Annotated in this window: 19 protein-coding genes; 10 read left to right on the top strand and 9 right to left on the bottom strand. The window is 64.7% G+C overall.

Going from position 1 to position 25924, the window contains the following annotated elements:
• Positions 1–7: 7 nt before the first annotated feature.
• The gene (gene glyQ / locus AB4Y82_RS15430; RefSeq protein WP_121883603.1) at positions 8–919 is read left to right on the top strand and encodes a glycine--tRNA ligase subunit alpha; all 912 of its coding nucleotides are present in this window, start codon (positions 8–10) and stop codon (positions 917–919) included.
• Positions 916–3066: a glycine--tRNA ligase subunit beta gene (gene glyS / locus AB4Y82_RS15425; RefSeq protein WP_441602702.1), complete on the top strand. Its 2151-nt coding sequence runs from the start codon at positions 916–918 to the stop codon at positions 3064–3066. Before glyQ ends, glyS begins: the two co-directional genes overlap by 4 nt.
• A gap of 75 nt (positions 3067–3141) precedes the next feature.
• Here the strand turns inward: glyS and AB4Y82_RS15420 are convergent, their stop codons facing one another.
• Positions 3142–3711: a helix-turn-helix domain-containing protein gene (locus AB4Y82_RS15420; protein ID WP_441602703.1), complete on the bottom strand. Its 570-nt coding sequence runs from the start codon at positions 3709–3711 to the stop codon at positions 3142–3144.
• 325 nt (positions 3712–4036) lie between these two features.
• Between AB4Y82_RS15420 and AB4Y82_RS15415 the strand changes: the two genes are divergently transcribed.
• From AB4Y82_RS15415 to AB4Y82_RS15405, 3 genes are all read left to right on the top strand, one after another.
• Positions 4037–6946, top strand: coding sequence for a TonB-dependent receptor plug domain-containing protein (locus AB4Y82_RS15415; protein WP_441602704.1), 2910 nt, complete (start codon positions 4037–4039; stop codon positions 6944–6946).
• A gap of 130 nt (positions 6947–7076) precedes the next feature.
• Positions 7077–7586 carry a hypothetical protein gene (locus tag AB4Y82_RS15410; RefSeq protein WP_441611459.1) on the top strand — a complete coding sequence of 170 codons (510 nt, stop codon included), beginning with the start codon at positions 7077–7079 and terminating at the stop codon, positions 7584–7586.
• A 274-nt stretch (positions 7587–7860) separates the two neighbouring features.
• On the top strand, positions 7861–8721 hold the full coding sequence (locus AB4Y82_RS15405) for a DUF1481 domain-containing protein (protein WP_441602706.1): 861 nt from the start codon (positions 7861–7863) through the stop codon (positions 8719–8721).
• Positions 8722–8970: 249 nt separating this feature from the next.
• On the opposite strand, the gene AB4Y82_RS15400 is transcribed toward AB4Y82_RS15405, so the two are convergent.
• The 5 genes from AB4Y82_RS15400 to mnmG all read right to left on the bottom strand — a co-directional run bounded on the left by AB4Y82_RS15400 (position 8971) and on the right by mnmG (position 17461).
• Positions 8971–10995, bottom strand: a complete 2025-nt coding sequence (locus tag AB4Y82_RS15400) for an autotransporter outer membrane beta-barrel domain-containing protein (protein WP_441602707.1) — start codon at positions 10993–10995, stop codon at positions 8971–8973.
• Positions 10996–11205: 210 nt separating this feature from the next.
• The gene (locus AB4Y82_RS15395; RefSeq protein ID WP_441602708.1) at positions 11206–13560 is read right to left on the bottom strand and encodes a Tex family protein; all 2355 of its coding nucleotides are present in this window, start codon (positions 13558–13560) and stop codon (positions 11206–11208) included.
• 88 nt (positions 13561–13648) lie between these two features.
• Entirely contained in the window at positions 13649–14407 is a 759-nt protein-coding gene (locus AB4Y82_RS15390; protein WP_441602709.1) for a winged helix-turn-helix domain-containing protein, read from the bottom strand.
• 298 nt (positions 14408–14705) lie between these two features.
• Entirely contained in the window at positions 14706–15506 is an 801-nt protein-coding gene (locus AB4Y82_RS15385) for an RDD family protein (protein WP_441611457.1), read from the bottom strand.
• A 77-nt stretch (positions 15507–15583) separates the two neighbouring features.
• The gene (mnmG, locus tag AB4Y82_RS15380) at positions 15584–17461 is read right to left on the bottom strand and encodes a tRNA uridine-5-carboxymethylaminomethyl(34) synthesis enzyme MnmG (protein ID WP_441602711.1); all 1878 of its coding nucleotides are present in this window, start codon (positions 17459–17461) and stop codon (positions 15584–15586) included.
• 568 nt (positions 17462–18029) lie between these two features.
• On the opposite strand from mnmG, the gene AB4Y82_RS15375 reads away from it, so the two are divergent.
• Positions 18030–18215: a hypothetical protein gene (locus tag AB4Y82_RS15375; RefSeq protein WP_441602712.1), complete on the top strand. Its 186-nt coding sequence runs from the start codon at positions 18030–18032 to the stop codon at positions 18213–18215.
• Positions 18216–18381: 166 nt separating this feature from the next.
• Here the strand turns inward: AB4Y82_RS15375 and pepN are convergent, their stop codons facing one another.
• Positions 18382–21039 carry an aminopeptidase N gene (gene pepN / locus AB4Y82_RS15370; protein WP_441602713.1) on the bottom strand — a complete coding sequence of 886 codons (2658 nt, stop codon included), beginning with the start codon at positions 21037–21039 and terminating at the stop codon, positions 18382–18384.
• A 71-nt stretch (positions 21040–21110) separates the two neighbouring features.
• On the opposite strand from pepN, the gene AB4Y82_RS15365 reads away from it, so the two are divergent.
• A complete protein-coding gene (locus tag AB4Y82_RS15365; protein WP_441602714.1) occupies positions 21111–22115 on the top strand; it encodes an aldose 1-epimerase in 1005 nt (334 codons plus the stop codon).
• On the top strand, positions 22112–23077 hold the full coding sequence (locus AB4Y82_RS15360; protein ID WP_441602715.1) for a pyridoxal-phosphate dependent enzyme: 966 nt from the start codon (positions 22112–22114) through the stop codon (positions 23075–23077). Before AB4Y82_RS15365 ends, AB4Y82_RS15360 begins: the two co-directional genes overlap by 4 nt.
• 592 nt (positions 23078–23669) lie before the next feature.
• On the opposite strand, the gene AB4Y82_RS15355 is transcribed toward AB4Y82_RS15360, so the two are convergent.
• A complete protein-coding gene (locus AB4Y82_RS15355) occupies positions 23670–23882 on the bottom strand; it encodes an alkylphosphonate utilization protein (RefSeq protein ID WP_354014380.1) in 213 nt (70 codons plus the stop codon).
• 33 nt (positions 23883–23915) lie between these two features.
• Positions 23916–24812 carry a DMT family transporter gene (locus tag AB4Y82_RS15350; RefSeq protein WP_441602716.1) on the bottom strand — a complete coding sequence of 299 codons (897 nt, stop codon included), beginning with the start codon at positions 24810–24812 and terminating at the stop codon, positions 23916–23918.
• Positions 24813–24912: 100 nt separating this feature from the next.
• On the opposite strand from AB4Y82_RS15350, the gene AB4Y82_RS15345 reads away from it, so the two are divergent.
• Together AB4Y82_RS15345 and AB4Y82_RS15340 are read left to right on the top strand one after the other, a co-directional pair.
• On the top strand, positions 24913–25269 hold the full coding sequence (locus tag AB4Y82_RS15345) for a hypothetical protein (protein ID WP_441602717.1): 357 nt from the start codon (positions 24913–24915) through the stop codon (positions 25267–25269).
• A gap of 3 nt (positions 25270–25272) precedes the next feature.
• Positions 25273–25842 (top strand): DNA-3-methyladenine glycosylase I, encoded by a 570-nt coding sequence (locus AB4Y82_RS15340; protein WP_441602718.1) that lies wholly within the window; start codon positions 25273–25275, stop codon positions 25840–25842.
• Positions 25843–25924 lie beyond the last annotated feature (82 nt).

Raw genomic sequence — 25924 nt, 5'->3', positions numbered from 1 at the left:
GAAAGCCATGTCCGCGCGCACCTTCCAAGATGTGATCCAGACCCTTAACCGCTATTGGGCGGCGCAGGGTTGTGTCCTGCTGCAGCCCCTCGACACCGAGGTCGGCGCCGGCACGTTCCACCCGGCCACTTTTTTGCGTTCGCTCGGTCCCGAGCCCTGGGCGGCGGCGTACGTGCAGCCGTCCCGCCGTCCTACTGACGGCCGCTACGGCGAAAACCCGAACCGCCTGCAGCATTACTACCAGTACCAGGTGGTGATGAAGCCAAACCCGGACAACATCCTGGACCTGTACATCGGTTCGCTGAAGGAGCTGGGCCTGGATCCGCTGGTGCACGACCTGCGCTTCGTCGAAGACAACTGGGAATCGCCGACGCTCGGCGCCTGGGGTCTGGGCTGGGAAGTCTGGCTCAATGGCATGGAGGTGACCCAGTTCACCTACTTCCAGCAGGCCGGCGGCCTGGAGTGCCGTCCCGTGACCGGTGAGATCACCTACGGTCTCGAGCGCCTGGCCATGTACCTGCAGAACGTGGACAACGTCTACGACCTGATCTGGACCGACGGCCCGCGCGGCACCGTCACCTATGGCGACGTGTTCCACCAGAACGAAGTGGAGCAGAGCACCTACAACTTCGAGCACGCCAACGTGCCCGAATTGCTGCGCTGGTTCGACGTGTGCGAAGGCGAAGCCAACAAGCTGATCGCCGCCAACCTGCCGTTGCCTGCCTACGAGCAGGTGATGAAGGCCAGCCACACCTTTAACCTGCTCGACGCGCGCCGCGCCATCAGCGTCACCGAACGCCAGCGCTACATCCTGCGCGTGCGCACGCTGGCCCGAGCGGTGGCTGAAACCTATGTCGCACAACGCGAAAAGCTCGGGTTTCCCGGCCTGAAGAAGAACGTGAAGGAGCAGGCTGCATGAGCGCCGCCACCAAGCCGCTGTTGATCGAACTGGGCACCGAAGAACTGCCGCCCAAGGCGCTGGATGACTTGTCCGCTGCGTTCCTGCGCGGCATCTGCGACGGACTGGCCAAGCGCGGCGTGGACGCCGGCCTGGACGAAGCGAGGCTGTATGCTTCGCCGCGCCGTTTGGCCGTCTATATCCCGGCCGTGGCGGTCAACCAGCCCGAACAAAATGTTGAACGTCGCGGCCCGGCCGTCAACGCGGCGCTCGATGCCGATGGCCAGCCGAGCAAGGCCTTGCTCGGCTTTGCGCAGTCTTGCGGAGTGACCGTCGAACAGCTGGAAAAGCTCGAGACCGACAAGGGTTCGTGGTTCGTGTTCCGCGCGGTCAAGCCGGGCCAGCCGGTGGCGGCTTTGTTGCCTGAAATCGTCGACGAGGCGCTCAAGGGTTTGCCGATTCCCAAGCCGATGCGCTGGGGCGATCACGACTACACGTTCGTGCGTCCGGTGCACTGGCTGGTGATGTTGCACGGCGCGGACATCGTCGACGGCAGCGTGCTGGGCCTGACCAGCGGCCGCAAGTCGCGTGGTCACCGTTTCATGCATGGGCAGCCGGTGCACGTGTCCGACGCCGATATCTGGCTGGACTCGATGCGCGCGGCCAAGGTGCTGGCCGATCCGGCCGAGCGTCGCCAGAAAGTGCGCGATGAAGTCGCCCGTGCAGCCAAGGAAACCGGTGGCGTGCCGCAGCTCGACGAGGCTCTGCTCAGCGAAATCGCCAATCTCACCGAATGGCCGGTGGCGATTGCGTGCACCTTTGATCGCGAATTTCTTGCGGTGCCGCCCGAAGCGCTGGTCACCACCATGGAGACCAACCAGAAGTTTGTGCCGGTGTTCGACGCCAGCGGCAAGCTCACCGAGCATTTCATCGGTGTCGCCAACATCGAGAGCAAGCAGCCGTCGGAAATCCGCAAGGGCTACGAGCGCGTGATCCGTCCGCGCTTCGCCGACGCCAAGTTCTTCTGGGATGAAGACCTCAAGACGCCGCTGGCCGGCTATCAGGATCAGCTCAAGCAGGTCACCTACCAGCAGGCGCTGGGCAGCCTGTGGGACAAGAGCGTGCGCGTGGCCGAGCTGGCCCGCATCATCGCCGCCCGCGTGGACGTGGATGCCGGCGCCGCGACGCGTGCCGCCTCACTCAGCAAGTGCGACTTGCTCACCCGCATGGTCGGCGAATTCCCCGAGTTGCAGGGCGTGATGGGTCGTTACTACGCGGCGCACCACGGTGAAGCGGCCGACGTGGCCGAGGCGCTGGACAGCTATTACCAGCCGCGCTTCGCCGGGGACGCCATCGCGGCCGGCAAGGTGGGCCAGGTGCTCGCCGTGGCCGATCGCTTCGATACGCTGGCAGGCATTTTCGCCGTGGGCATGAAGCCCAGCGGCAACAAGGATCCGTTCGCCCTGCGTCGTGCAGCGCTCGGTCTTGCGCGTACGCTGGTCGAAGGTGGTCTGGAGCTGGATCTGCGCGGCAGTTTTGTCGAAGCGCTCGAATTGTTGCCGGAAGCAGCGCTCGCCGCTGGCCTCAAGCCGGGCAAGGATGGCAAGGCGCCTACGCTCGACGCCGGCAAGCGCCGTGCCGCGCTGGCTGACGAACTGGTCGAATTCGTGCTCGATCGCCTGCGCGGTTATTACGCCGAGCAGGGCTTTACGAGCGAGCAATTCGAGGCCGTGGCGGCCGTCTCGCCGTCCAGCCTGGTGGATTTCGACCGACGTCTGCGCGCGGTCGGCGAATTCGGTCGCCGTCCGGAGGCCTTGAGCCTGGCCGCGGCGAACAAGCGCGTGGCCAACATCCTGCGCAAGCAGGCCGAGGAAGCAGGCGCTGCACCGGTGGGCACCACGGTCGACCCCGCCCATTTCGAGGCGGAGGCCGAACGCTCGCTGCATGCCGCGCTCGACGCCGCCCGCGCCGACACGCATGCGCCGCTGGAAGCCGGCGACTACGCCGCGGTGCTCACGCGCCTAGCGCAGTTGCAGGCACCGGTGGATGCGTTCTTCGACAGCGTGCTGGTGAACGCGGAAAACCCGGCGGTGCGCGCCAATCGCCTGGCCTTGCTGGGTCAGCTGAAGGCGCAATTCGGCGCCATCGCGGACATTGCCCGCCTCTAGCAACCGGCCATCGCAGCAAAGAAAAACGGCAGCCTCCGGGCTGCCGTTTTTTTATGCCGTCTGCAATCGATGCACTTACGCAGCGACCTGACGGCCGCGCTTCACGCGCTCGTGCAGGCGCTGGTTGAACGAGACCATCGCGGTGGCGTCCACGTCGGTGCCGCCCGGGCCGAGGATTTCATAGAGGTCGGCCAGCATGTCGGCGTTGTCGGCCAGGGTCAGGCGGCTCTCGGCCAGGTCCAGCTCCGACTGCAGGATGCGCAGCGCCGTGTTGAGGCGGTTCGGATCCATGGCCAGGCCGCTGGCATGCAGCGTGTCCGCTGCGGTGCGCAGTTTGGAGCGATGGCGGTTGGCCATCGTTTCCGTATTCGTCTGGTCTTCGCCGGAGGCCATCGCGTCCGTGGTCTGGATGGTCCCTTCGCCGGCCACCAGCCACACCAGGGAAATACCCAGGGTCTTGGCCAGGGTCACGCAGCGTGCGCGCGACGGATCGGTATTGCCATCGCGCCAGCTACGCACGACACCTTCAGAAAAACCGCACATCCGAGCGATCTCGGTGACGCTGCCCACGCGCTGGATCAGCACTTTGATGCGATCGGCAAAGGTGGACGAAGACTCGTTTGTCGAAATTTTTTGCATGTTCATCGCATTTTCCTGGCGGATGGCGACTTGTAAGGGGAGCGTGGCCCGAAATTTAGAAACGTCAGCGTGAAGCAAGCGTTACGAAATCGTTGACACTCGTAAGAAATTTCTCATATGGTCGTAAGTTCTTGGTAGTCGCAGCCCCTGGGGAGCAACTTCTACCGAGACCAAGAACGCAACGGTTGCGAATTGGTAATCAAGAATGCGCCGGGTTGTTCAGCTGGCAGACAGCAAGTTTTGAGGGTGCAACGCCTTTGAAGCCTGCCACTTGCGAGCAAGTCGGCATTTTGGCGTCGGTTGGGGCCGGCGTCTTTACTGGGGAGTAAATATGCAGTTCCGCAAGAAAGTTGACAATAAACTTACGGTGGCCGTCCGCCTGGCTCTTGCCGTAGGTACCTTCGCAGCCATGGCTCCGGCCCTGGCGCAGAACACCAGCGGCCCCGCAGCCAGCGAGAGCGAGGTCAAGAAGCTCGAAACCGTCACCGTCACCGGTACGCGCATTCCGCGCGTCGACGTGGAAACCGCCCAGCCGGTGGTCACGATCGACCGCAAGCAGATCCAGAACCAGGGTTTCACCTCGGTTGCCGACATTCTGCAGAACCTGACCGAAGTCGGTTCGCCGCCGATCAGCCGCGCCAACGCGCTGTCGTCGGGCGAAGACGTGGGTGGCTATTACGTCGACCTGCGCAACCTCGGTGCCAATCGCACGCTGATCCTGATCAACGGAAAGCGCCTGGGCGCCAACACCTCGGGCCTGCAGGATCTGGGTCAGATCCCGGTGTCGGTGATCGACCGCATCGAAGTGCTGAAGGATGGCGGTTCGTCCATCTACGGTTCGGACGCGATTGCCGGCGTGGTCAACGTGATCACGCGCAGCAACTTCACCGGCGCCGAGGCCAATGCCTACGTCGGCCAGTACGACCAGAATGACGGCAAGGGCCAGAGCTACGACTTCACGCTCGGTACCGCCAACGAGCGCGGCTCGATCATGGCCAGCGCGCAGTACCAGAAGGACGATCCGGTCTGGGCAAAGGACCGCGAGTTCAGCGCCTATCCGGCGGGTCCCTTCCACCAGTTCCCGAACGCCAAGGACGGTGTCAACGGCTGGAGCGGCATCACCCAGAACGGTTCGTTCAGCGGCCCCTGCGGCCCGGGCGGCGCCAAGGCCACCTGTACGCTCACGCCGGGTACCGACCCGCGCAATATCGCCAACTACCAGCCGCTGACCACCTCGCGCTACGCCAACTCCAACCAGGAGATGTCGCTGGCCACCGGTCAGGAGCGCACCTCGCTGTTCGTGGCGGGCAAGTACAACCTGCTCGACAACGTCACGTTCAAGACCGACTTCCTCTACAACAAGCGCGAGACCCTGCAGCAGATCGCCGGTTATCCGTACCAGTCGGCCGCCTTCACCAGGCCGATGGCGGCCACCAGCTACTTCAACCCGCTTGGCACCACGCTCAACTTCGCCCGTCGCGGCTGGGAAGTGCCCCGTACGACCAACAGCGAACTGGAAACCTATCGCTGGACGGCTGGCTTCGAGGGCTACTTCGAGCTGGGCGGCCGCAACTGGAACTGGGACGTTGCCGCGATGACCAATCGCAACAACATGCTCAAGACCGGTCACGGCGACTTCAACCTGATCAATGCGGAGGCCGCCGTCGGTCCGTCCTTCATGGGCACGGATGGCAAAGTGCATTGCGGTACCGCCGCCAAGCCGACCGCCGGCTGCGTGGCGTGGAACCCGCTGCTGCCGTATGGCCAGGCTGGCGCCGGCTCGCTGGCGGATCCGGAACTGCAGGCCTTCCTGTTCCCGGAATTCCACGACACCGGCAAGACCACCACGACGGATTACACCGCCAACATCGCCGGTACCTTTGTGGGCCTGCCGGCTGGTGACATCGGTGTCGCCGCCGGCCTTGAGCACCGCCAGGAAGACGGCCGCTTCGTGCCGGACGCGTTCAACCAGGCGGGCCTGAGCTCGGGTCTGGCGGCCACCACGACCGAAGGCAAGTACTCGGTCAACGAGGCTTACCTGGAATTCGACGTGCCGCTGCTGCGTGACGTGGTGATGGCGCGCGAATTGTCGATCGACGTGGCCAGCCGCTACTCCGACTACGACAACTTCGGCACCACCACCAACAGCAAGGCCAGCGTCAAGTGGAAGCCGATCGACGACCTGCTCGTCCGCGGCAGCTGGGCGCAGGGCTTCCGCGCGCCGACCATTTCCGACCTGTACGGCGGTATCGGCAGCAGCTTCGAGTCGTACACCGACCCGTGCGATACCAAGAGCGGTTCGGCCAAGGGCAACCCGGCCGTGGCCGCGCGTTGTACCGGTGGCTTCGGCGGCCAACCGGCCGTGGCAGCGAACTATGTGCAGCTGGGCCAGGCACTCAATCCGTGCAGCACGTATCCGTGCCAGACCAACTACCAGTTCACCACCGGCTCCAACTCGAAGCTGACTCCTGAAACGGCGACCACCCGCACGTTCGGCGTGATCTACAGCCCGCACTACGTCGAAGGCCTCGACGTGTCGCTGGACTGGTACAAGATCGACATCAAGAACGTGATCAGCCAGGACGAAGTGCAGAACATCCTGGACGACTGCTACGTGGCAGGCATCAGCTCGCGTTGCTCGGGCTTCACGCGTGATCCGGCCAACGGCGTCATCACCAACATGTTCTACGGCCTGACCAACAAGGGCTGGCAGAAGACGGCGGGTTACGACTTCGGCGTGAACTACCGCTTCACCATCGACGCGATCGGCCAGTTCGCCACGCACTGGAACACCACCTATGTCGACTACCTGAACATCAAGGCCGACGACAATCCGGACACCACCGTGCAGCCGGAAACCGGCTACGGCGGCAACTTCCGCACGCGTTCCAACCTGTCGCTGGACTTCACGCGTGGCCTGTTCGGCATGACCTGGACGATGCGTTACTACTCCGGCATGACCGAGCGCTGCTCGTACGTCAATCCGGTCGAGTGCAACGACATCGACCACGTCGATCCGTTCAACGGCGCGCAGGCCCAGCGTCACACCGGCTCCACCACCTTCAACGACGTCCAGTTCCGCTGGACCATGCCGTGGAAGGGCACCATCTCGGTCGGTGCGAACAACGTGTTCGACAAGCAGGGCCCCATCATGTACTCGAAGCCGAACAGCGCCTTCGTGTACTACGGTGGCTTTGACATCGGCCGCTTCTATTACCTGAAGTACAGCCAGCGCTTCTGATCTTGATTGAAACCGTGCCGCATCCTGAAAAGGGGCGGCACGGTGTCTTGGGATGCATTTATTCAGGACCACATAACAAAAAACGCAGGACTGTCAGCGCCAATCATTTTTCAATGCCATGGAGGTTATTGTGAAAATCAGGAAAGCGGATTTGATTGCGAAATGGATGTTGTTGCTGGCAGTGGCCTGTATTGGATTACTGCGCGTTAATACAGCTTACGCAGCGGCGCGTGCGAACGAGCCGCCCACGATTATCTGCAATAGCTGCAATTTGGAAGAGCCTTACGCGGGTGGCGCGTCGAATGACGTGCGGACGACGCTGGGCGTGTTGACCTGGGCGGCATCGGTCGGCAACGTCAGATACTTCCCTTGGGGTGGCCCTGGCGCGGCAATTTGCAGGGAATCCGCAGTCGTCGCCAATAGCAGGTGCATCGTGTATTGGTTTAGCGGAGCCACCGGTCTATGGACCGGGTCCGACGATAACTTTCTCACTGACTCGTTCTGCATGTCGCATTTCAACGACGTGAATTGGCCGTATGACAGATGCGTGTTTGATCCGCAGGGTACGGGCGCGCCGCCGCCCGAATCTCAGCCGATCAGGGGGCCGATTTGCATCGTGGGTGGTATCCCGGCCTGCTGATTTCTAATGTGCTCAGGCGTTGACATTGAAGCGCTCTTGGAGCGCTTTTTTTTGCCGCACGGATGCGTGCACCAGCTCGAAACCGGTAAGCGGGCGTAAAGTGCTTTGCAGGGCTGGTTGAAGCCTTTGGTGGGACATACGCAAGCGCATGGAGCCAACTTTTACAAGCCCTTACGTTTGGGCTATCCTCAAGGGCTCCCCCGTGTAGAGTCGAGGCGTGTTGGGCGCCTGTTGGTTCTCGCGCTAAGCCCTGACTATCGATAGAGGTTTTCACATGCGCCGTCTTGTTTGGTCGCTGATGTCGGTCGCTGCTCTGGCTCTTGCCGGTTGTGGCAATTCTTCCCAGTCGTCCGAGGGCGGCGCGCAGGGCGGCGACGCCGCTCAGACGCCGGCTCAGGCCAACCAGATCACCGGCCAGGTGGCCCTGCGTGATGCGGCCACCACCGTGTCGCCTGCCGCGAAGCTCGAGCTGACCCTGATCGACGTGTCCACGCCGGACGCCACCCCGCTGGCCACCAAGACGATCGAGTCGGCCAATACGCTGCCGATCTCGTTCCAGCTGCCGTTCAACCCGGCTGACGTGAACCCGGCCGGCCTGTACGTGCTGAAGGCGACGCTGGTCGATGGCGAGCGTCACTACAACCCGCCGCTGCAGACCCAGGTGCTGACCAAGGGCATGCCGACCCAGGTGAACATCCAGCTCGTGGGCGAGCAGACCCAGGGTGAAAAGGAACTGGCTGCCTTCACCTCCGTGCAGAAGCAGATCGGCGGCATGAAGATCAGCAACGGCACCAAGCTCGAAGACAAGGTCTCGCGCGGCTGGCAGGTGTTCCGTGAAGCGGGCGAAGTGAAGTTCATCCGCGAAGAAGTCGACTACGGCGACAAGGGCTTCACCAGCACCGACTACGCCTACAAGGACGGCAAGCCGTGGGTGGTCGTGCAGCAGAAGAAGTCCAGCAAGGATTCCAAGCCCAGCTCGACCGAGCGCGCGGCATGGGGCCAGGACGGCACGCTGGTGCTCAAGACCAACGACCAGGGCAGCAAGAGCTCGCCGCTGTCCGACGACGAAGCGGCCAGCCTGCAGAAGCAGAGCCAGTCGATCCTGAATCTGGCGACGGGCGGCAAGGGCAAGTAAGTCCCTCGCTGGTTTCGCCGAAAAGAGCCGCCCGCAAGGGCGGTTTTTTTTGGCCGTATGGATGGCCAAATCGGTTTGGATGTGGATGGCGGGGCGAGTTCGACAGCGCGCGGCACCACCGCAAAGCTTTGGTAGGAAGCCTTTCGGACGCGCATAGGTCCGCTCTTGGCACCGCCGCTGCGCGCCCGATCCCCAACAAAAAAGCCGCCCACTTTCGCAGGCGGCTTCTTGGCAGAACCAACGCAACCCTTAGAAGGCGTACTTCATGCCCAGGTTGACGCTGTTGTACTTCTGGCTGTTGTCGCCGAAGCGGCCGCTGTAGCCGACCCAGCCGCTCAGCGCCTGGCTGAACTGGGCGCTCAGGCCGATGTCGCCGGTGCCCCAGGTCTTGTCCGGCGTGAAGCCGACCAGTTCAAACGAGCCGGGCATGCCGTTGAGGCCGGCGGTGACCAGGCGCGGATCAGCCTTGCTGTCGTAGTTGTAGGCCACCTCGGCGTACGGCGACAGCATGGTGTTGCCGGCCTGCCAGTGACCTTCCAGGCGCCAGCCCAGGGTGGAGATCTGCGAGTCGCGCTGCTGGCTGCCGAACCACATGGCGGTGCTGTCGCTGCCGCTCTCGTTGTAGCTGTCGACCTTGACGGTCTGCCACTCGAAGTTGGCGAACGGACCGGTGCGCAGCGTGCCCACGTCGAACCAGTAGCCGCCGTTGATGCCGCCGCCGACATGGTTGCCGTCGGCCTTGGCCGTTTCGCTGCGGAGCATGTTGCCGAGCTGGATCTTGCGCTCGATGTCCGAGAAGTTGTCCTGGCCGAAGTCCACGTAGCCGCCGACGTAGGCGCCTTCCTGGTGCCACATCATGTAACCCAGGCCCGACACGTCCTGCAGCTTGTAGCCGCCGCCGCCGGCGTAGTCGGCGTTGTGCTGGCCGATGTTCAAGGCGATGCCGCCGGACCAGTTGTCGTTGAAGCGCACGTCGACGCCGGTGGTCAGGTTGACGTTGTCGCTGGAGGTGCGCGGCGAACCGCTGCTGGCATCGAAGCGCTGATCGCCGTAGTCCACATTGGCGAACACGCGGGTGTCGCTGCCCTGGCCGTCGGCCAGCATCTGGTTGCGGATCGCGCGGTTCTGGGCCTGGATCGAGGCCAGCGGCGCTTCCGCCAGCAGCGAGGCGTAGCCCGGCGCGCTGAGGATGGAGATCACGTACTGGCCCAGCATCACGTCAGCCGCGGTGGTGGGGTGCACGCCGTCGGCGAACAGATAGGTCTGGTTGGCGCCGGCCGCATAGGTGTAGGGCAGGCCCGAACCGGCCGGGCCGCAGGCGACCGAGCTGGAGCCCACGCCGCAGGCTTCGTTGGTGACATTGGTGAAGCCGTAGGCGCCCGGGTTGGCGATGACTTCGTTGAGCAGGCTGTAGGCGTCGACCGGGACGATGCCCTTGCCCATCTGGGCGAGGCCGGCGCTGAGCGTGCCGTTGAAGATCAGGCTGAGGCCGGTCAGCGACGAGGCGGCGCTGGCGCCCTGCTCGAGCGCAGACGGCGTCAGGCCGATGTTGGGCAGATTGAACACCAGGATGTTCTTGGCCCCGGCCTGCTGCATCTGGCCGATCAGCTTCACTTCCTGTTGCGCGGCGGCAGCCACGGAGGCCTGCGCCTGAGCGGCCGTCTGGAAGCCCGACACGCCCGCGGCGGCGAGCACCTGCTGGGTTACGGCGGCGGTCACTGCCTGGGTGATCTGCGGGGTCAGCGCGGCGATCTGTGCCGCCGGCACGCCGGCGGCCTGCAGCTGGGCAATCTGCAGCTGCACGTTCTGCTGGATCAGCTGCTGCGCGGTGGCGCCGGCACCTGCGGCGGTGGCCGCATAGAAGATGTCGTTGGCGCCGCCCCAGACCGAGTACAACGCCTTGCTGTCAAACTTGCCGGCAGCGAGGTAGGCATTGATCTGGGTGGTGATGGTCGGCACCGCCGACGGCGTGCCCGGCGAATTGGTCAGTACGCCAGCGCCGCCCCAGGCGTAATCGCTGCCGCCCGCCAGCGAGGCGGTGAGGCTGTAGCCGTAATGGCCGGCCACGTTCTGCACCGTCACCGCACCCGGGTTGGTGGTGAATTCCAGCGGCGGCTGGATGGCCGGATTGGTGGCCAGCGAGATATTGCCGGCGTCGCTCAGGCTGTCGCCGAACACCACCACGCTATCGAACTGGGATTTGGCGGCGAACGCCGGAGAACTGATCAGCAACGCGGCGGCAATGGCGCCTGCAATCGTGCGAGTACGGGGCATGTCGGTAACACTCCTTGAACCGGGCGGCTTTGTTATGACTGCGTTACGGTAATGCATGCCCATACGTAAGCGCATGCTGCGCCGCACCGAGAAGGTTGGGGGCTAGTCCAGCCCTCAACGTTGTAGGAGCGCACCCTGTGCGCGACCGGGGCGATAGTTGGCTATCGCTGCGCGGTTCGCGCACAGGGTGCGCTCCTACAAAGGGGACTCTTAGCGCTTTTGGGCCTTGGAGAAGGCGTCGGCGAAGGCGCTGTTGGACGGCGCGGGCGCCGGCTTGGGTGCACCGCCGCCACCGCCGCCTGGACGCGGGCCGCGGTTGTCGCGCGGGGCGCCTCGGGAGGCGTCGTTGCCGCCGGCCGGGCGAGCGCCACGGACCTGCTGGCCCGGTTCGTCGTCCAGGCGCATGGACAGGCCGATGCGCTGGCGTGGCAGGTCGACCTCCATCACCTTCACCTTGACGATGTCGCCGGCTTTCACGGCATCACGCGGGTCTTTGACGAAGGTGTGCGACAGGGCCGAGACGTGCACCAGGCCGTCCTGGTGCACGCCGATGTCGACGAACGCGCCGAAGGCCGCCACGTTGGTTACGCGGCCTTCCAGCACCATGCCGGGACGCAGGTCCTTCACGTCTTCCACGCCCTCGGCAAAGCTGGGCGCCACGAATTCCGGGCGCGGGTCGCGGCCGGGCTTCTCCAGTTCCTTGAGGATGTCGCGCACGGTCGGCAGGCCGAACGTCTCGTCGGTGAACTGCTCGGCCTTGAGGCCGCGCAGGAAGCTGGTGTCGCCCATGATGGAGCGCACTTCGCGGCCGCATTGGGCAATGATGCGTTCGACCACCGGATAAGCTTCCGGATGCACGGCGCTGGTATCGAGCGGATTGTCGCCGTTGGGCACGCGCAGGAAGCCTGCGCACTGCTCGTATGCCTTGTCGCCCAGACGCGGCACCTTCAGCAGCGCCTTGCGGTTGGCGAACGGACCGTTGGCATCGCGATGCTTCACGACGTTCTCGGCCACGCTGATGCTCAGGCCCGCGACGCGCGACAGCAGCGCTGCCGACGCGGTGTTCACATCCACGCCTACCGCGTTCACGCAGTCTTCCACGCGTGCATCGAGTGCGCGCGCCAGCTTCACCTGGTTCACATCGTGCTGGTACTGGCCCACGCCGATGGCCTTGGGTTCGATCTTCACCAGTTCGGCCAGCGGGTCCTGCAGGCGACGCGCGATGGATACCGCACCGCGCAAGCTCACGTCCACATCCGGAAACTCCTTGGAGGCGACTTCTGAGGCGGAGTACACCGACGCGCCCGCTTCGCTCACCACGACCTTGGAAAGTTTGTGCTCCGGATGCGTCTTGGCCAGACCCTTGATCAGTTCGCCAGCCAGCTTGTCGGTTTCGCGCGAGGCCGTGCCGTTGCCGATCGCGATCAGATCCACGCCGTGCTTCTGGCAAAGGCGTGCCAGGGCAGCCAGCGATTCGTTCCACTGGCGGCGTGGTTCGTGCGGATAAATCGTATCGGTGCCGAGCAGCTTGCCAGTGGCATCCACCACGGCCACTTTCACGCCGGTGCGGATGCCCGGGTCCAGGCCCATCACGCTCTTGGCGCCGGCGGGGGCGGCGAGCATGAGGTCCTTGAGGTTGTCGCCGAACACGCGGATCGCTTCGTCTTCCGCGCCTTCGCGCACGCGGCCGAACAGGTCGAGCGTGAGATGCAGATGCAGCTTCACGCGCCAGGTCATGCGCACGGTTTCGCGCAGCCAGGCATCAGCGGCACGACCGCGATCGAGAATGCCCGCATGCGCGGCCACGCGGCCTTCGCCTTCGACGTGACCCTGTTCCAGGTCCAGCGCCGGTGAGAGCTCCAATTCGATCACGCCTTCGTTGCGCGCGCGCATCAGCGCGAGCAGGCGATGCGAGGGGATCTTGCCGATCGGTTCGATGTGGTCGAAGTAGTCGCGGAATTTCGCGCCTTCGTTTTCCTTGCCTGCAACCACTTTGGCGCGAATCTGGCCTTTATCCCATAGCCACTGGCGCAACTCGCCGACCAGGCTGGCGTCTTCGGCAATGGACTCCATGAGGATGGCGCGCGCGCCATCCAGCGCAGCGCGCACATCGGCCACGCCCTTGTCGGCGTCGACATAGGACTCGGCGGCCGCTTCCGGCGACTGCGTGGGATCTTCGCGCAGGCCCAGGGCCAGCGGCTCCAGGCCGGCTTCGCGGGCGATCTGCGCCTTGGTGCGGCGCTTGGGCTTGTACGGCAGGTACAAGTCTTCCAGGCGCGCCTTGGTGTCGGCCGAGAGGATGTCGTTCTTCAGCGCATCGCTGAGCTTGCCCTGTTCTTCGACGCTGGCCAGGATCGCGCTGCGCCTCTCTTCGAGTTCGCGCAGATAGCGCAGGCGCTCTTCCAGCAGGCGCAGCTGCGTGTCGTCGAGACCGCCGGTGGCTTCTTTGCGATAGCGCGCGATAAACGGCACGGTGGCGCCGCCGTCGAGCAAATCCACCGCGGCATGAACCTGATCCGGCTTGGCGGCGATGTCCTGGGCAATACGTTGTTCGATGCTGAGCATGGGGCTAAGACGATTCCTGAGCGTTCGACAAAACAACGGATCGCCACGCGATCCGCCGGACCGTCGATCATAGCAAGTCGATGCGTGCTTACAGATTGGCCGCGGGCGCCTGGTTCGGCCGCAGGATCAGAAAGCCCGCTGCGCCAAGCTCGGCAGGCGCGGCCTCGTGATCGCCGGGACATTGCGTGGCCACACGGCGGTAATGCGGCAAGCGGCGCATGCGCATCGGCCGGACGTCCTCCTGTTCGCGTGCCACCGGCATCACCGCGAGCGCCGGTTGTGGCGTCACGTGCGGCGCACGCCCTGCATCCGCGGGTGGATGCCACAGGCTGAACGCCGCCAGCACCGCCACGATGACCGCCAGCGTGATCGCCGCCGCCAGCCAGCGGCCGGAGCGTGGTGGGGCCCGTACGGGTGCAGGTGCGAGTGCCGGCGTTTTTGCGGTGGCGGTCGAATCATCATTGCTTGCGACATCCGGCAGCGGCTCGTCGGCCGGCGTCGCGCTGGACGGGACGCGATGCACCTCGCCGATGAAGCGATAGCCCAGGCTGTGCACGGTGGCGATATAGCGCGGCTGCGACGCGCAATCGCCCAGCGCGTGCCGCAAGTGCGAGATCACGCGGGTGAGTACGCCAGGAGTGACGTGCCGATGTCCCCATGCGGCATCGAGCAAGGTGTCTTTGCCGACCACTTCGCCGGCTTGTTGCAGCAGGACCACCAGCACCGCATAAGCCTTGGGCTCGACGGAAATCGGGCTGCCTGCCCGTTCGAGACGGTGTGCGCGCGGATCGACGACGAGGTCGTCGCACTGGTAAATCCAGCCGCAATCAGCATGTGACTGGGCCATGAGCTTGCCTGGTGCACGGCCCCCTGTATGACAAGCATGCGCTACTTACGCAAATACGCGCATCCGCCATAGGTCATAACGTGCGCGCAGGTGCATGAATTGCGCGGCAAAGCGATCGGACGTCCATTTGCCAATGGGCCAGCTCGCCACCGAAGGCATGGCCCATTGGCCGAGCAGATGCAACGCGTGCGTGAATGTGATGTGCCCGCGATGTCAGTTCCGCCGTGTTGCCACGGCGGGACGTCTCACGGCGAGAAAGCCCCTACGACCAAAGCCTCTATCACCAAGGTTCGATGGCTCAGGCGTTGAACGAGCTGTCGCTGGTGCCGGGGTCCGTGCGACGCGTCGTCGTGGCGACGTCTCTGGCGCGGCCATTGAGCACGAGCGTCTTTGCGAGCATGTCGTGCAGGCCTTGCTTGCGCTGGGTCCAGGCAATCATCAGGAAGCCGAAGCAAAAGATCAGCGCACTGACAATCTTGCCGAAATAGCGGCCGGTGGCACGCATGAAGCTGATGCGATTGCCGTCCATGTCGGTGACGCGGATGCCCAGGGCCAGCTTGCCCAAGGTGCCCTGCCATGCCGAGCTCTCGCACAGGCCGAAATACAGCCACGCCAGGATGGTCTGCGCGATCAGTGCGGGCCACAGCGCGTTCATATAGGTATCGAGCGCCTGCAGCACCAGGTGCGGATCGTCGCCGGCAGCGAGCTTGGCCTGCACATAGGCCTCGGCGGCCTTGCTGGCGCCAAGCATATTGCTGAGTATCGTGTTGGGGATCCAAAGCACCAGCGCGTCCAGGATGTAGGCCGCCAGTCGCTTCCAGAAGCCGGCGTAGTCGTCCAGCGCGGCCACGGCGCTGCTGCCGCCATACGATGTCGCGGGGGCCGCGGCATAGGGCGGTGCCGGGGGCGCAGGCGAAAATGCCGGCGGCTCGACCTGCGACTCTTCGGGGAACAGCGACGACAGCGGCGCCCAGTCCGTCATGCCTTCATACCAGCCCAGATCGTCAGGGCTGATCTGTCCGCTGCGCAGCCACTGGCGGATATCCACTTCCTTGTAAGGGCCGTGTCGCTCGCCGTCCCGTCCGATCCAAACTTCCATGGTGCGCTCCGAGATGCATCGTCAGGCCCGCATGATGCCATGCGGGCAGGCCGTCCTGGTGCAGCAAAGATCCCGAATCAGGCGGCGTCGCGGCGCTTGAGGTGCACCAGCAGCAGCGAAATGGCGGCAGGCGTGACGCCGCTGATGCGCGCGGCCTGGCCAATGGTTTGCGGCTGTACGCGCTTGAGCTTCAGCAGCACCTCGGCAGAGAGGCCGCGCACCTTGTCGTAGTCGAAGCTGCCGGGTATCGCCGTCTGCTCGTGGCGACGCTGGCGCTCGATCTCTTCGCGCTGGCGCTCGAGATAACCGGCGTATTTGGTCTGCACCTCCACTTGCTCGGCCACGCTGGCGTCGTCAACCGCCGGACCGATGCCGTCGACGGTCGTGAGCGTGGCGTAATCGAGCTCGGGACGACGCAGCAAGTCCAGCACGTTGGTCTCGCGGCTCAGCGTGATGCCAAGCTGCTGCGCGACAGTGGCGCCGAGCGCATTCGCGGGCGCGGCCCAGATGGCGCCGAGTCGCTGCGTTTCGCGTTCCACCGCGTCGCGCTTGGCGCGCAGTGCATCGTAGCGAGCCTGCGGCACCACGCCGAGGCGATGGCCGGTTTCGGTGAGACGAAGATCCGCATTGTCCTCGCGCAAATGCAGGCGATACTCCGCGCGCGAAGTGAACATGCGATACGGCTCGATGGTGCCATTGCTGGTGAGATCATCGATCAGCACGCCGATATAGGCCTCGTCGCGACGCGGATGCCATGGCGCTTCGCCCTTCACCGCCAGCGCGGCATTGAGGCCGGCAATCAAGCCCTGCGCGGCCGCCTCCTCGTATCCCGTGGTGCCATTGATCTGGCCCGCGAAATACAGGCCCGGGATGGTCTTGGTCTCCAGCGACGGATGCAGGCCGCGCGGATCGAAATAGTCATACTCGATGGCGTAGCCCGGGCGCGTGATGTGCGCTTTCTCGAAGCCCTTGATCGAATGCACCAGCGCCAGCTGCACGTCGTACGGCAGCGAGGTGGAGATGCCGTTCGGATAGACCTCGAAAGTGTCCAGGCCCTCGGGCTCGATGAAGATCTGGTGCGAGCTCTTCTCGGCGAAGCGCACCACCTTGTCCTCGATCGAGGGGCAGTAGCGCGGGCCCACGCCTTCGATCTGGCCGCTGTACAGCGGTGAGCGATCGAGCGAGCCGCGGATCAGCTCGTGCGTGTGTTCGCTGGTATGCGTGATCCAGCAGCTGACCTGGCGCGGATGATCCTCGCGCGAGCCCAGGTACGAGAACACGGGCGCGGGGTTGTCGCCGGGCTGCTCTTCCAGGCCGGTGAAGTCGATGCTGCGCAGGTCGATGCGCGGCGGCGTGCCGGTCTTGAGGCGGTCGGCGGCCACCGGCAGTTCGCGCAGCTTCAGAGCCAGCGTGCTGGCGGGCGGATCGCCGGCGCGGCCGCCGGCGTATTGCGCGGGGCCGATATGGATCTTGCCGGCGAGGAAGGTGCCCGCGGTCAACACCACGGCGCGGGCGTGGAAGGACAGGCCCATCTGGGTCACCACGCCGGTGACGCGGCCGCCCTCGAGGATCAGGTCATCCACCGCCTGCTGGAACAGCTCCAGGTTCGGCTGGGTTTCCACCATCCGGCGGATCGCCGCCTTGTACAGGGAGCGATCGGCCTGGCAGCGCGTGGCACGCACGGCCGGCCCCTTGGAGGCGTTGAGCGTGCGCCACTGGATGCCGGCGCGATCCGCCGCCTGCGCCATGGCGCCGCCGAGTGCGTCGATTTCCTTGACCAGGTGACCCTTGCCGATACCGCCGATGGCCGGGTTGCAGCTCATCTGGCCGATCGTTTCGATGTTGTGGCTCAGCAGCAGCGTGCGCGCGCCCGTCCGTGCCGCGGCAAGCGCAGCCTCGGTACCGGCATGGCCGCCACCGACCACAATGACGTCGTAGGAAACTGGGTGAAACATAGAAAACTGCCCCGGAAGCGCAGGTTTGGACCAAGTTGGACGCTTATGGTAACTCCGTGACGGCACTTTGGCCGTTGGCACGCTTCCTGCTTTTACTTCCGTGCACTTTCCACGGGCAGAAGCTGCGCTTCATGCGCGCCGAGATCGAACGACAGGGGTTCGATCGCGTGCCGGGGAGAGGAAGCAAGACGGCGCCCCTCGGGGCGCCGTCGCCTTTTCTAAGCCTTGTAGGGTCGCAATGAGCCTGCAAGCGCTCTGGATAAGATCTGGCGCCCGGCGGTCTCAGGAACAGGGGGAATCCAGGATGACCGTGTTGCCGGGCGCCAGAAACCGAAAATTCGTCACTGGCAGCAGCAAGTTGCTGCGCGTCTTGGGGGCGATATTTACCCCTTACGCGTGAACGTGGAGTGACTAAAACGCCCGTTTGTGCCGAGTCTTGGCACCTCATGACGTACAGCGTCATTCCGTGATCCAGCCCCAAAATGAATGTGATGGCGGTCACGCGGCTGGCACGCGCATTGCTTCTGCTCCCATGCCGGACAAGGCTATGGTTTGGGGGATTAACGTCATGGAATTGAGCGTCGAACTGCAACCGGTTTATCCGCACCACGATCTATTGATCGAACTTGGCCGCGTCGAAATGGCCATGGACTATCTGGAAGAACGCAGCGAGAACGAACGCCAGGCCCTGCGCCCGCGTCTGCTCTCACGCATGACCCGCTTGCGCGACGAATTGGCACAACTGGCGATCTGATCGTCGCGTTCGCGACGGCCGCCAGTTTGGGACGACCGGAACATCGGGCGCCTGCACGTCAGCAACACCGCTTCATCAGGTTTCATCCTCTCGATTCACCTCATTACGCCCGGGTGCCCCGTCCAAGGACGGGACGCACTCGGGTGTTTTCTTTTGCGAAGTCGATTTAGCCGTGCTGCATGCTGCGCACGATCTCGCTGAGATTGCGCGAGAGATGAGGCTGCGCCGCCAATGATTCGATGGCAGCACGCGCCGCCGCATGGCGCGTGGGTTCCAGTCGCTGCCAGCCGTTGAACGCCGTGGCCAGTCGCGCGGCCACCTGGGGATTGAGCGCATCCAGCCGCTGCAGGCGCTCGGCGAGCAGCTGATAACCACTGCCGTCCGGACGGTGGAAACCGTCAGGATTGCCGCGTGCCCACGCACCAAACAGCGAGGTGACGCGATTGGGGTTCTTCATGGTGAAGGCGGCATCAAGTTCCAGCGCCTGCACGCGCTCGATCACCGCATCGCCCGGCAGCTGCGTCTGCACCGAGAACCATTTGTCCATCGCCAGCGGATTGTCGGCGTAGCGTTCGCGGAAATGCAGCAGCGCGGCATGCGTCTGGGTGGCATTGCCGCGCACCAGCACCGAAAGTGCGGCCAATCGATCCGTCATGCTCGGGGCGTTGTCGTATTGAAGTGTGGCGAGCGCTTGCGCACTCCACGGATCGATCGTGGCGATCAGCTCCAGCACGCGCCGCTTGAGGCGCCGCTGCGCCTGGCTGATGGCGTCGAGCTGCACATGGGTGTGCGCGACCAGCGCGTCATAGCGCTGCTGCAGCACTTCGCGGCCAATGCGCAGGGCCAGATGTTCCTGCAGCTTCAGGCGCAGCGCGTGCACATGGGAAGGATCGACCACGCGTTCGCGCTCGGCCAGTTCGATCTCGCTGGGCGGCGTCAGCAGGTCGGCCAGCAGGGCATCGTCGATGGCGCTTTCCCCGAAAAGGGCGGCCAGCGCATCGCACCACGCATCCAGCGCGTGCGTGGCATCGCCGTCGCGCAGATTGTCAAACGCGCGCGCCGCCAGTTGCTGCCCCGCTTCCCAGCGGTTGAAGCCATCCACGTCGTGACGCAGCAACAGCGCCAGCTCCGCGGGGGAGTAGTCGCACTCCAGAATCACCGGCGCGGAGAAACCGCGCAGCAGGGAAGGCACGGGCGCGGATGCGACCTGCTGGAACACAAACGATTGCTCGGCGCGATCCAGCACGATCACGCGCTCGGTGGCGCCCGATGCATCGGCATCGCCGCCCGGCAGGTGCAAGGGCATCATGTGCCCATGGCGATCGAACAGCGCCAGCTTCACCGGTATCGGCAAGGGCTGCTTGGTCGGCTGGCTGGGCGTGGGCGGCGTGTGTTGCGACAGGGTCAGCGTGTAGCTGCGATGCGCGGCATCGTAGTGACCGCGCGCCGTCACACGCGGCGTACCGGCCTGCGCGTACCACGCCAGATACGGCATCAGATCGATGCCGTTGGCTTCGCCAAGCGCGCCGAGGAAATCCTCAAGCGTGGCGGCGCGACCGTCGTTGCGGGAGAAGTACAGATCCATGCCGCGGCGGAATCCCTCGCGCCCCAGCCGGCCGGCCACCATGCGTACGAGCTCGGAGCCCTTCTCGTAGACAGTTGCCGTGTAGAAATTGTTGATCTCGCTGTACTGCGCGGGGCGTACGGGATGCGCGAGCGGGCCGGCGTCCTCGGGGAACTGTGCGCGGCGCAGCAGCGCGACATCTTCGATGCGCTTGAGCGGCGCTGAATTCATGTCCGCCGAAAACTGCTGTTCGCGAAATACCGTGAGGCCTTCCTTCAGCGACAGCTGGAACCAGTCGCGGCAAGTGACGCGGTTGCCGCTCCAGTTGTGGAAGTACTCGTGCGCAACCACCGCTTCCACTGCGCGGTATTCGTCGTCGGTGCTGCTGTCGGGGTCGGCCAGCAGGTACTTCGCATTGAAGATGTTGAGACCCTTGTTCTCCATCGCACCCATGTTGAAGTCATGCGTGGCGACGACATGGAACACATCGAGGTCGTATTCGCGACCATAGGTTTCTTCGTCCCAGCGCATGGAGCGCTCCAGCGCATCCATGGCGTAACCGCACTGGCCGATCGCATCAGGCTCGGCCCAGATCACCAGCTGCACGTGGCGGCCGCTGTGGGTGACGTAGTCGCGCGTGATCTTCTGCAGGCGTCCGGCCACCAGCGCAAACAGATAGCTGGGCTTGGGGTGCGGGTCGACAAAGCGCGCCCAATGGCGACCGCCTTCCAGCTCGCCGTGGCCATCGGGATTGCCGCCGGCCAGCAGCACCGGAAAGCGCTCGCGATCGGCGCGCAGGGTGACGGTGTAGCTGCTCAGCACGTCCGGGCGATCAGGGAAGTAGGTGATGTGGCGGAAGCCTTCGGCCTCGCACTGGGTCAACAGGAAGCCAGCCTCGCGCGATCCGGACAGATACAAGCCTTCCAGCGCGGTATTGGCCGCCGGCTGCACGCGCACGCGCGTTTCCAGCACGCTGCCGTCGCGCGCGCCATCCACTTCGAGCACGTTCTCGGCGACACGCCAGGCGTGCTCGGGCAGGGGCTGGCCGTCCAGCGAGATCGACAGCAATTCCAGGCCTTCGCCGTCCAGCCGCAGCGGCTCCTGCTGGGCAGGATCGCGCTGCAGGTGCAGGCGCGAGGTGACCTCGGCGTTATCGATGCCCAGGTCAAAGTCCAGCTCGATCTTGTTCACGAGCCAGGCCGGGGCGCGGTAATCGCTGAGCCGGATCACGGGGGAGGCGATGTCGTTGCGAATGCTCATGAGGGGCCGAAACTGCGGAAGCGGGGGATGAGTCAGGCTAACATGCGGGCCTTTCCCGGCAGGACAAGACAATGGCGGAGTTTCTTGCGGAACGCGGAAAACTGGGCGTGCACGAGATCGCGGTGCTGACCGACCCGGCGCGGGGCCATAGCGTGCGCATCGCGCGACGCGGCGCGACCCTGCTGAGCTTCGAAGTGCCCTCGCCGCATGGCACCCGGAACATCGCCGATGGCTATCGCGACGCCGGTGAACTCGACACCCGGCCCAGCTCCCGTTTCGCCATCATGGTGCCATTCGCCAACCGCATCGACGACGCGCGCTACGTGTTCGACGGCGAGCCCTACGACTTGCAGCCAGGCGTCGAAGGCGATGCGCGTGCGGCACGGCACGGTTTTGTGCGAGGTGTCGACTTCGACATCACCCAGCTCGCCGCCGATGAGCAAGGCGCGCGCGTCACCTTCGCCACCCAGGCGATCCGTCCGGGTGTGCATGCCGGCTATCCCTTTGCCATCGACCTGGCGGTGAGTTACACGCTGGATGCGAGCGGTCTGACGGTTGAAGCCGCGATGCGCAATGTGGGCAAGCACGCGGCGCCGTGTTTCTTCGGTTGGCATCCGTATTTCCGATTGTCTGACTCGCCCATCGAGGGCTGGGAGTTGCAGATACCGGCGGACAGCTTTGTGCGTACCGACGAGGCCTTCATCCCGATCGCCGGGGCCGGCGCCCGTGCGCCGCTGGAGCATGCGCCGGAATTGGATTTCCGCACGATGCAGGCCATTGGTCGTCGCGAACTCAACCACGCGTTTGCCGATCTGCGCCGCGACACCGATGGCCGTGCACGCACGCGCCTGCGCGACCCGCAGGGCGGCATCGGGATTGCCGTATGGCAGCCGTCCGGGGTGATGCTGGCCTTCACCGCCGACACGGTGACGCGCGACGTGCGTCGCTCGGTGGCGCTGGAACCGATGGAAAGCTGGTCCGACGCATTCAATCGCCCCGATTGCGCCGACGCGATTCGTCTGGAACCCGGCGCCGAGCGCCGTTTCACCTGTGGTGTGGAGATCGACAATCCATGAGCGTTTCCTTTCATCGAGCCGCCCTGCCCACGTTTGCGCAGGTGCAGGAAGCCGCCGCACGCATCGCCCCGTATGCGGTGGTGACCCCGGTGCTGCGCAACGTCGCGCTGAATGCGCTGACCGGCGCGGATCTCTACTTCAAGTGCGAAAACCTGCAACGCGGCGGCGCCTTCAAATTTCGCGGCGCCTGCAATGCGGTATGGTCGATGGACGATGAGCAGGCCGCGCGCGGCGTGGTGACGCATTCATCCGGCAATCACGGCAATGCGCTGGCCCTGGCGGCTGCGACGCGCGGCATTCCGGCGCATGTCGTGGTACCCGACGGCGCGGTGCGTACGAAGCTTGAAGCGATCGAGCGGGCCGGCGCGATCCTCCATCGCTGTGAAGCCACGCAGGCGGCGCGCGAAGCCAAGGCCGATGAAGTGCGGCGAGCGACGGGGGCCGAGTTGGTCCATCCCTTCGAAGACACACGTGTGATGGCGGGACAAGGCACGGCCGTACTGGAGCTGCTCGAACAGAGCGGCGGCCTGGATGTGGTCGTCACGCCGATCGGCGGCGGTGGCTTGATCGCGGGTACGTCCATCGCAGCGCACGGCATCGCACCGCAGTTGCAGATCCATGGCGCGGAGCCGATGGGCGCCGACGACGCGGCGCGCTCGCTGGCGGCCGGCGCGCGGGTGGGGCCGTTCGTGCCCGATACGATCTGCGATGGGCTGCGCACGCTGATTGGCGCAGCGAATTTCGAGGCGCTGCAGATGCATCGGGTGGAGGCGACCACGGTGAGTGATGCCGAGGTGATCGCGGCGATGAAGTTGTTGTGGAACGAGTTGAAGCTGGTGGTGGAGACCTCCAGTGCAACGGTGTTGGCGGCGGTGTTGAAGCGGCCGGAGGTGTTTCGGGGGAAGAGGGTGGGGTTGGTGCTTAGTGGGGGGAATGTGGATATTGAGGCGTTGCCTTGGTGACGCTTTTCTCCCTCTCTCCTTTGGGGAGAGGGTTGGGGCATTGCCACCTTTACGGTGGTAAGGGGCGGGTGCTCGCGGGAGCGTCTCTTCTTTGGCGTCATCCCGGCGCGGGCCGAGACCCAGGTTTCAGTCTCGCTCAGTTGTTGCGATCCCGCGATCTGGCCGCCTACGCGGCGGGCGTTTCGATCGGCTGCCGCCGACCGAGTCACTTTTCTCTTGCTGGCCCAAGAGAAAAGTAACCCAAAGAGAATGGCCTAAAACGCCCGCAGCATCGTGTTGGGATAAGCCCGATCGCTTGAGGCGCGTGGTTGCGGGACAACCTCCGAGGGTACACAGGGGATACTTCCAAGCGCTGCGCAACGCGCCCGAATCGCTGAGGACTTAAAGCGGGGCCTCGCTGCGCATCGGCTTTAGCATGCGCCTCCGCCATGCCGGCTTGTCTGTGGGAGCGCACCCTGTGCGCGACAGCCACGATGCGGTGTACCGCTCCGTAGGTTTGTCGCGCACAGGGTGCGCTCCCACAAAAAGCTGACCGTAGTGTTGATCCGCCAGCGTGATCCCCTACAAACGCGTTATAGCGAGGTGCCGCCTCTCAAACCTTCTTGATAAAACATGTCTTCAACACCAGCGTCGAGCGCCCATCGCGGCATTCGACTTCTTCCGGATTGTCTTCGTCCACGCGGATGGACTTGAAGACGGTGCCGCGCTTGAGGGTCTGCGAGGAGCCTTTGACCTTGAGGTCCTTGATCACTTGGACCGAGTCGCCGTCGGCGAGCACGGCGCCGTTGCTGTCTTTGACGTTCATGGGTGGTCTCCTGGTCGACGCAAACCGGGCATTTTAACCGCGCGCAGGTTGGGAGCGGCGTAGGCGCACGCCGCTCACGGCGAGCAAGCCGAGCAGGATGAAGATGATGCCGAGGATTTCCATGCCGCTGGGTTGCTCGTGCAGGATCGCCCAGGCGAGCAGCACACTGACGATGGGCACGCCCAGGCTGGCGACGCTGGCGAGTGCCGTTGGCAGGCGTTGCAGCACGATCAGCCACAGTCCCCAGGCCAGGCTCGACGCCAGGATGACGCTATAGGCCAGGCCCGCGATCAGATCCCAGGTCCAGTCGAAGGGACGCTGGGGGACGCATAGCGCCACCACGATCAGCGCCAGCGCGCCGAACAGCATCTGCCATGCGGTGAGGTTGAGCGGTGTGGGCTTGTGGTGAATGAAGACGCGTTTGCTGAGCACCGTGCCCATTGCCCATGCCAGACCTGCGCAGATGGCGAGCAGCGTGCTTTGCCGACTGCCCAGGCCGTGCCAGGGTTCGATGATGCAAGTGAGTCCCATCGCGGCCAGCCCCAGACCCCACCAGTGGCGGCGGGTCAGACGGTCGTCGAGGATCACCCACGCCAGCAAGACCGACCAGAACGGCATCGTGTAGGCCAGCAGCGCCACGCGACCGGCGCCGCCGCTTTCCAATGCCAACTGACCCAGGCCCTGGAAGGCGGTGGTCTGGCACAGGCCGATGACGATGGTCGGCAGCAACGGTGGCGGCCGCAGCGATTGCCGGGTCACCGCCAAGGCGCCGAACAGCACCAGCGCACCGAGCGAGTAACGCAGCGCGGAGAAGTTGAACGGGCCCGCATGCTGCAACACCTGCTTCATCACGATCCAGCTGTAGGCCCAGATCAGGATGGTGGCGAGCAGGGCGAGCAAGGCGTGGCGTGAAGCTGTGGTTGATGTCATGGCGTTCTGCACGTGGCATCGCGCGCGGCAGGCTGCCCTTGTCCGGCGCGCAGGGGTGGGATAGCGTCGTGGCTTTCCCGGCAGCTTACAGGGGATGGGCGTGACAGGAACCCGTGCGAGAAACGTCCTTGTGGCCTGCATCGGGCTGCTCGCTTTCGTGGGCATGCTGTTTGCGTTCCCCGACGTGCTGCAAGGATTGCGCTCGGGCGTCGCGTGGCCGAAGGCGGCACCGATCGCGCTCGGCGCGCTGCTGTTGTTGATCGCCAGCGTCAGCTTGCTGTTGCGCCGCCCGGAGCATGGCTGGATCTTTGCCGTCGCGGCGATCAGCTTGCTGCTGGGCTTATTCTGGTTGCCGTCGTTGCGGCAATTTCTCTGGCCATGGCTCGCGGTCCTGGCCGCGTGTGCCGGCGCCATCATCGGTTTTCGCACGGGGCGCGGCGACCAAGCCGCGGATTGAATCATGGCGACATCCATCAAAAAACGCTGCCCCTGGGGCAATAGCGACGACATGCACGACTACCACGACACCGAGTGGGGCACGCCGCTGCATGATGACCAGGCACTGTTCGAATTCCTCTGCCTGGAGGGTGCCCAGGCGGGCCTGTCGTGGCGAACGATCCTGCTCAAGCGCGACAACTACCGCCGTGTCTTCCACGACTTCGACATCAAGCGGGTCGCTGCGATGAAAGAGCGCGAACTGGAGAAGGCCTTGCTCGATCCGGGCATCGTGCGCAACCGACTCAAGGTTTATTCCACGCGTGACAACGCGATTGCGGCGCTGGAGGTGATCGGCGAATTCGGCAGCCTGGACGCGTATCTGTGGTCGTTTGTCGACGGCAAGCCCATCCGCAACAAGTGGACCGGGCAGGGCGACGTGCCCGCCAGCACCCCGCTATCCGATCGCATGAGCAAGGATCTGAAGAAGCGCGGCTTCCGCTTCGTCGGCACCACCATCTGCTACGCCTTCATGCAGGCGACCGGCATGGTCAATGACCACGTGGTGAGCTGCTTTCGCTACAAGCAGGTCTAAGACACCGCATCGATCATGTGGGAGCGCACCCTGTGCGTGACTGGGGCGCGCGTCGCGCTGGGAAGTCTCGATATCCTTGGGG

The organism is Dyella sp. 2YAF14, from assembly GCF_052114725.1.
GTDB lineage: Bacteria > Pseudomonadota > Gammaproteobacteria > Xanthomonadales > Rhodanobacteraceae > Dyella.
The sequence above is the reverse complement of the archived record's forward strand: the minus strand, read 5'-3'. Positions and strand labels throughout refer to the sequence as shown.

What these genes read in the sequence shown, in the direction of transcription:
- glyQ (WP_121883603.1), top strand. Translation starts at nt 8, where the DNA reads ATGTCCGCGCGCACCTTCCAAGATGTGATCCAGACCCTTAACCGCTAT.
- glyS (WP_441602702.1), top strand. Translation starts at nt 916, where the DNA reads ATGAGCGCCGCCACCAAGCCGCTGTTGATCGAACTGGGCACCGAAGAA.
- AB4Y82_RS15420 (WP_441602703.1), bottom strand. Translation starts at nt 3,711, where the DNA reads ATGAACATGCAAAAAATTTCGACAAACGAGTCTTCGTCCACCTTTGCC.
- AB4Y82_RS15415 (WP_441602704.1), top strand. Translation starts at nt 4,037, where the DNA reads ATGCAGTTCCGCAAGAAAGTTGACAATAAACTTACGGTGGCCGTCCGC.
- AB4Y82_RS15405 (WP_441602706.1), top strand. Translation starts at nt 7,861, where the DNA reads ATGCGCCGTCTTGTTTGGTCGCTGATGTCGGTCGCTGCTCTGGCTCTT.
- AB4Y82_RS15400 (WP_441602707.1), bottom strand. Translation starts at nt 10,995, where the DNA reads ATGCCCCGTACTCGCACGATTGCAGGCGCCATTGCCGCCGCGTTGCTG.
- AB4Y82_RS15395 (WP_441602708.1), bottom strand. Translation starts at nt 13,560, where the DNA reads ATGCTCAGCATCGAACAACGTATTGCCCAGGACATCGCCGCCAAGCCG.
- AB4Y82_RS15390 (WP_441602709.1), bottom strand. Translation starts at nt 14,407, where the DNA reads ATGGCCCAGTCACATGCTGATTGCGGCTGGATTTACCAGTGCGACGAC.
- AB4Y82_RS15385 (WP_441611457.1), bottom strand. Translation starts at nt 15,506, where the DNA reads ATGGAAGTTTGGATCGGACGGGACGGCGAGCGACACGGCCCTTACAAG.
- mnmG (WP_441602711.1), bottom strand. Translation starts at nt 17,461, where the DNA reads ATGTTTCACCCAGTTTCCTACGACGTCATTGTGGTCGGTGGCGGCCAT.
- AB4Y82_RS15375 (WP_441602712.1), top strand. Translation starts at nt 18,030, where the DNA reads ATGGAATTGAGCGTCGAACTGCAACCGGTTTATCCGCACCACGATCTA.
- pepN (WP_441602713.1), bottom strand. Translation starts at nt 21,039, where the DNA reads ATGAGCATTCGCAACGACATCGCCTCCCCCGTGATCCGGCTCAGCGAT.
- AB4Y82_RS15365 (WP_441602714.1), top strand. Translation starts at nt 21,111, where the DNA reads ATGGCGGAGTTTCTTGCGGAACGCGGAAAACTGGGCGTGCACGAGATC.
- AB4Y82_RS15360 (WP_441602715.1), top strand. Translation starts at nt 22,112, where the DNA reads ATGAGCGTTTCCTTTCATCGAGCCGCCCTGCCCACGTTTGCGCAGGTG.
- AB4Y82_RS15355 (WP_354014380.1), bottom strand. Translation starts at nt 23,882, where the DNA reads ATGAACGTCAAAGACAGCAACGGCGCCGTGCTCGCCGACGGCGACTCG.
- AB4Y82_RS15350 (WP_441602716.1), bottom strand. Translation starts at nt 24,812, where the DNA reads ATGACATCAACCACAGCTTCACGCCACGCCTTGCTCGCCCTGCTCGCC.
- AB4Y82_RS15340 (WP_441602718.1), top strand. Translation starts at nt 25,273, where the DNA reads ATGGCGACATCCATCAAAAAACGCTGCCCCTGGGGCAATAGCGACGAC.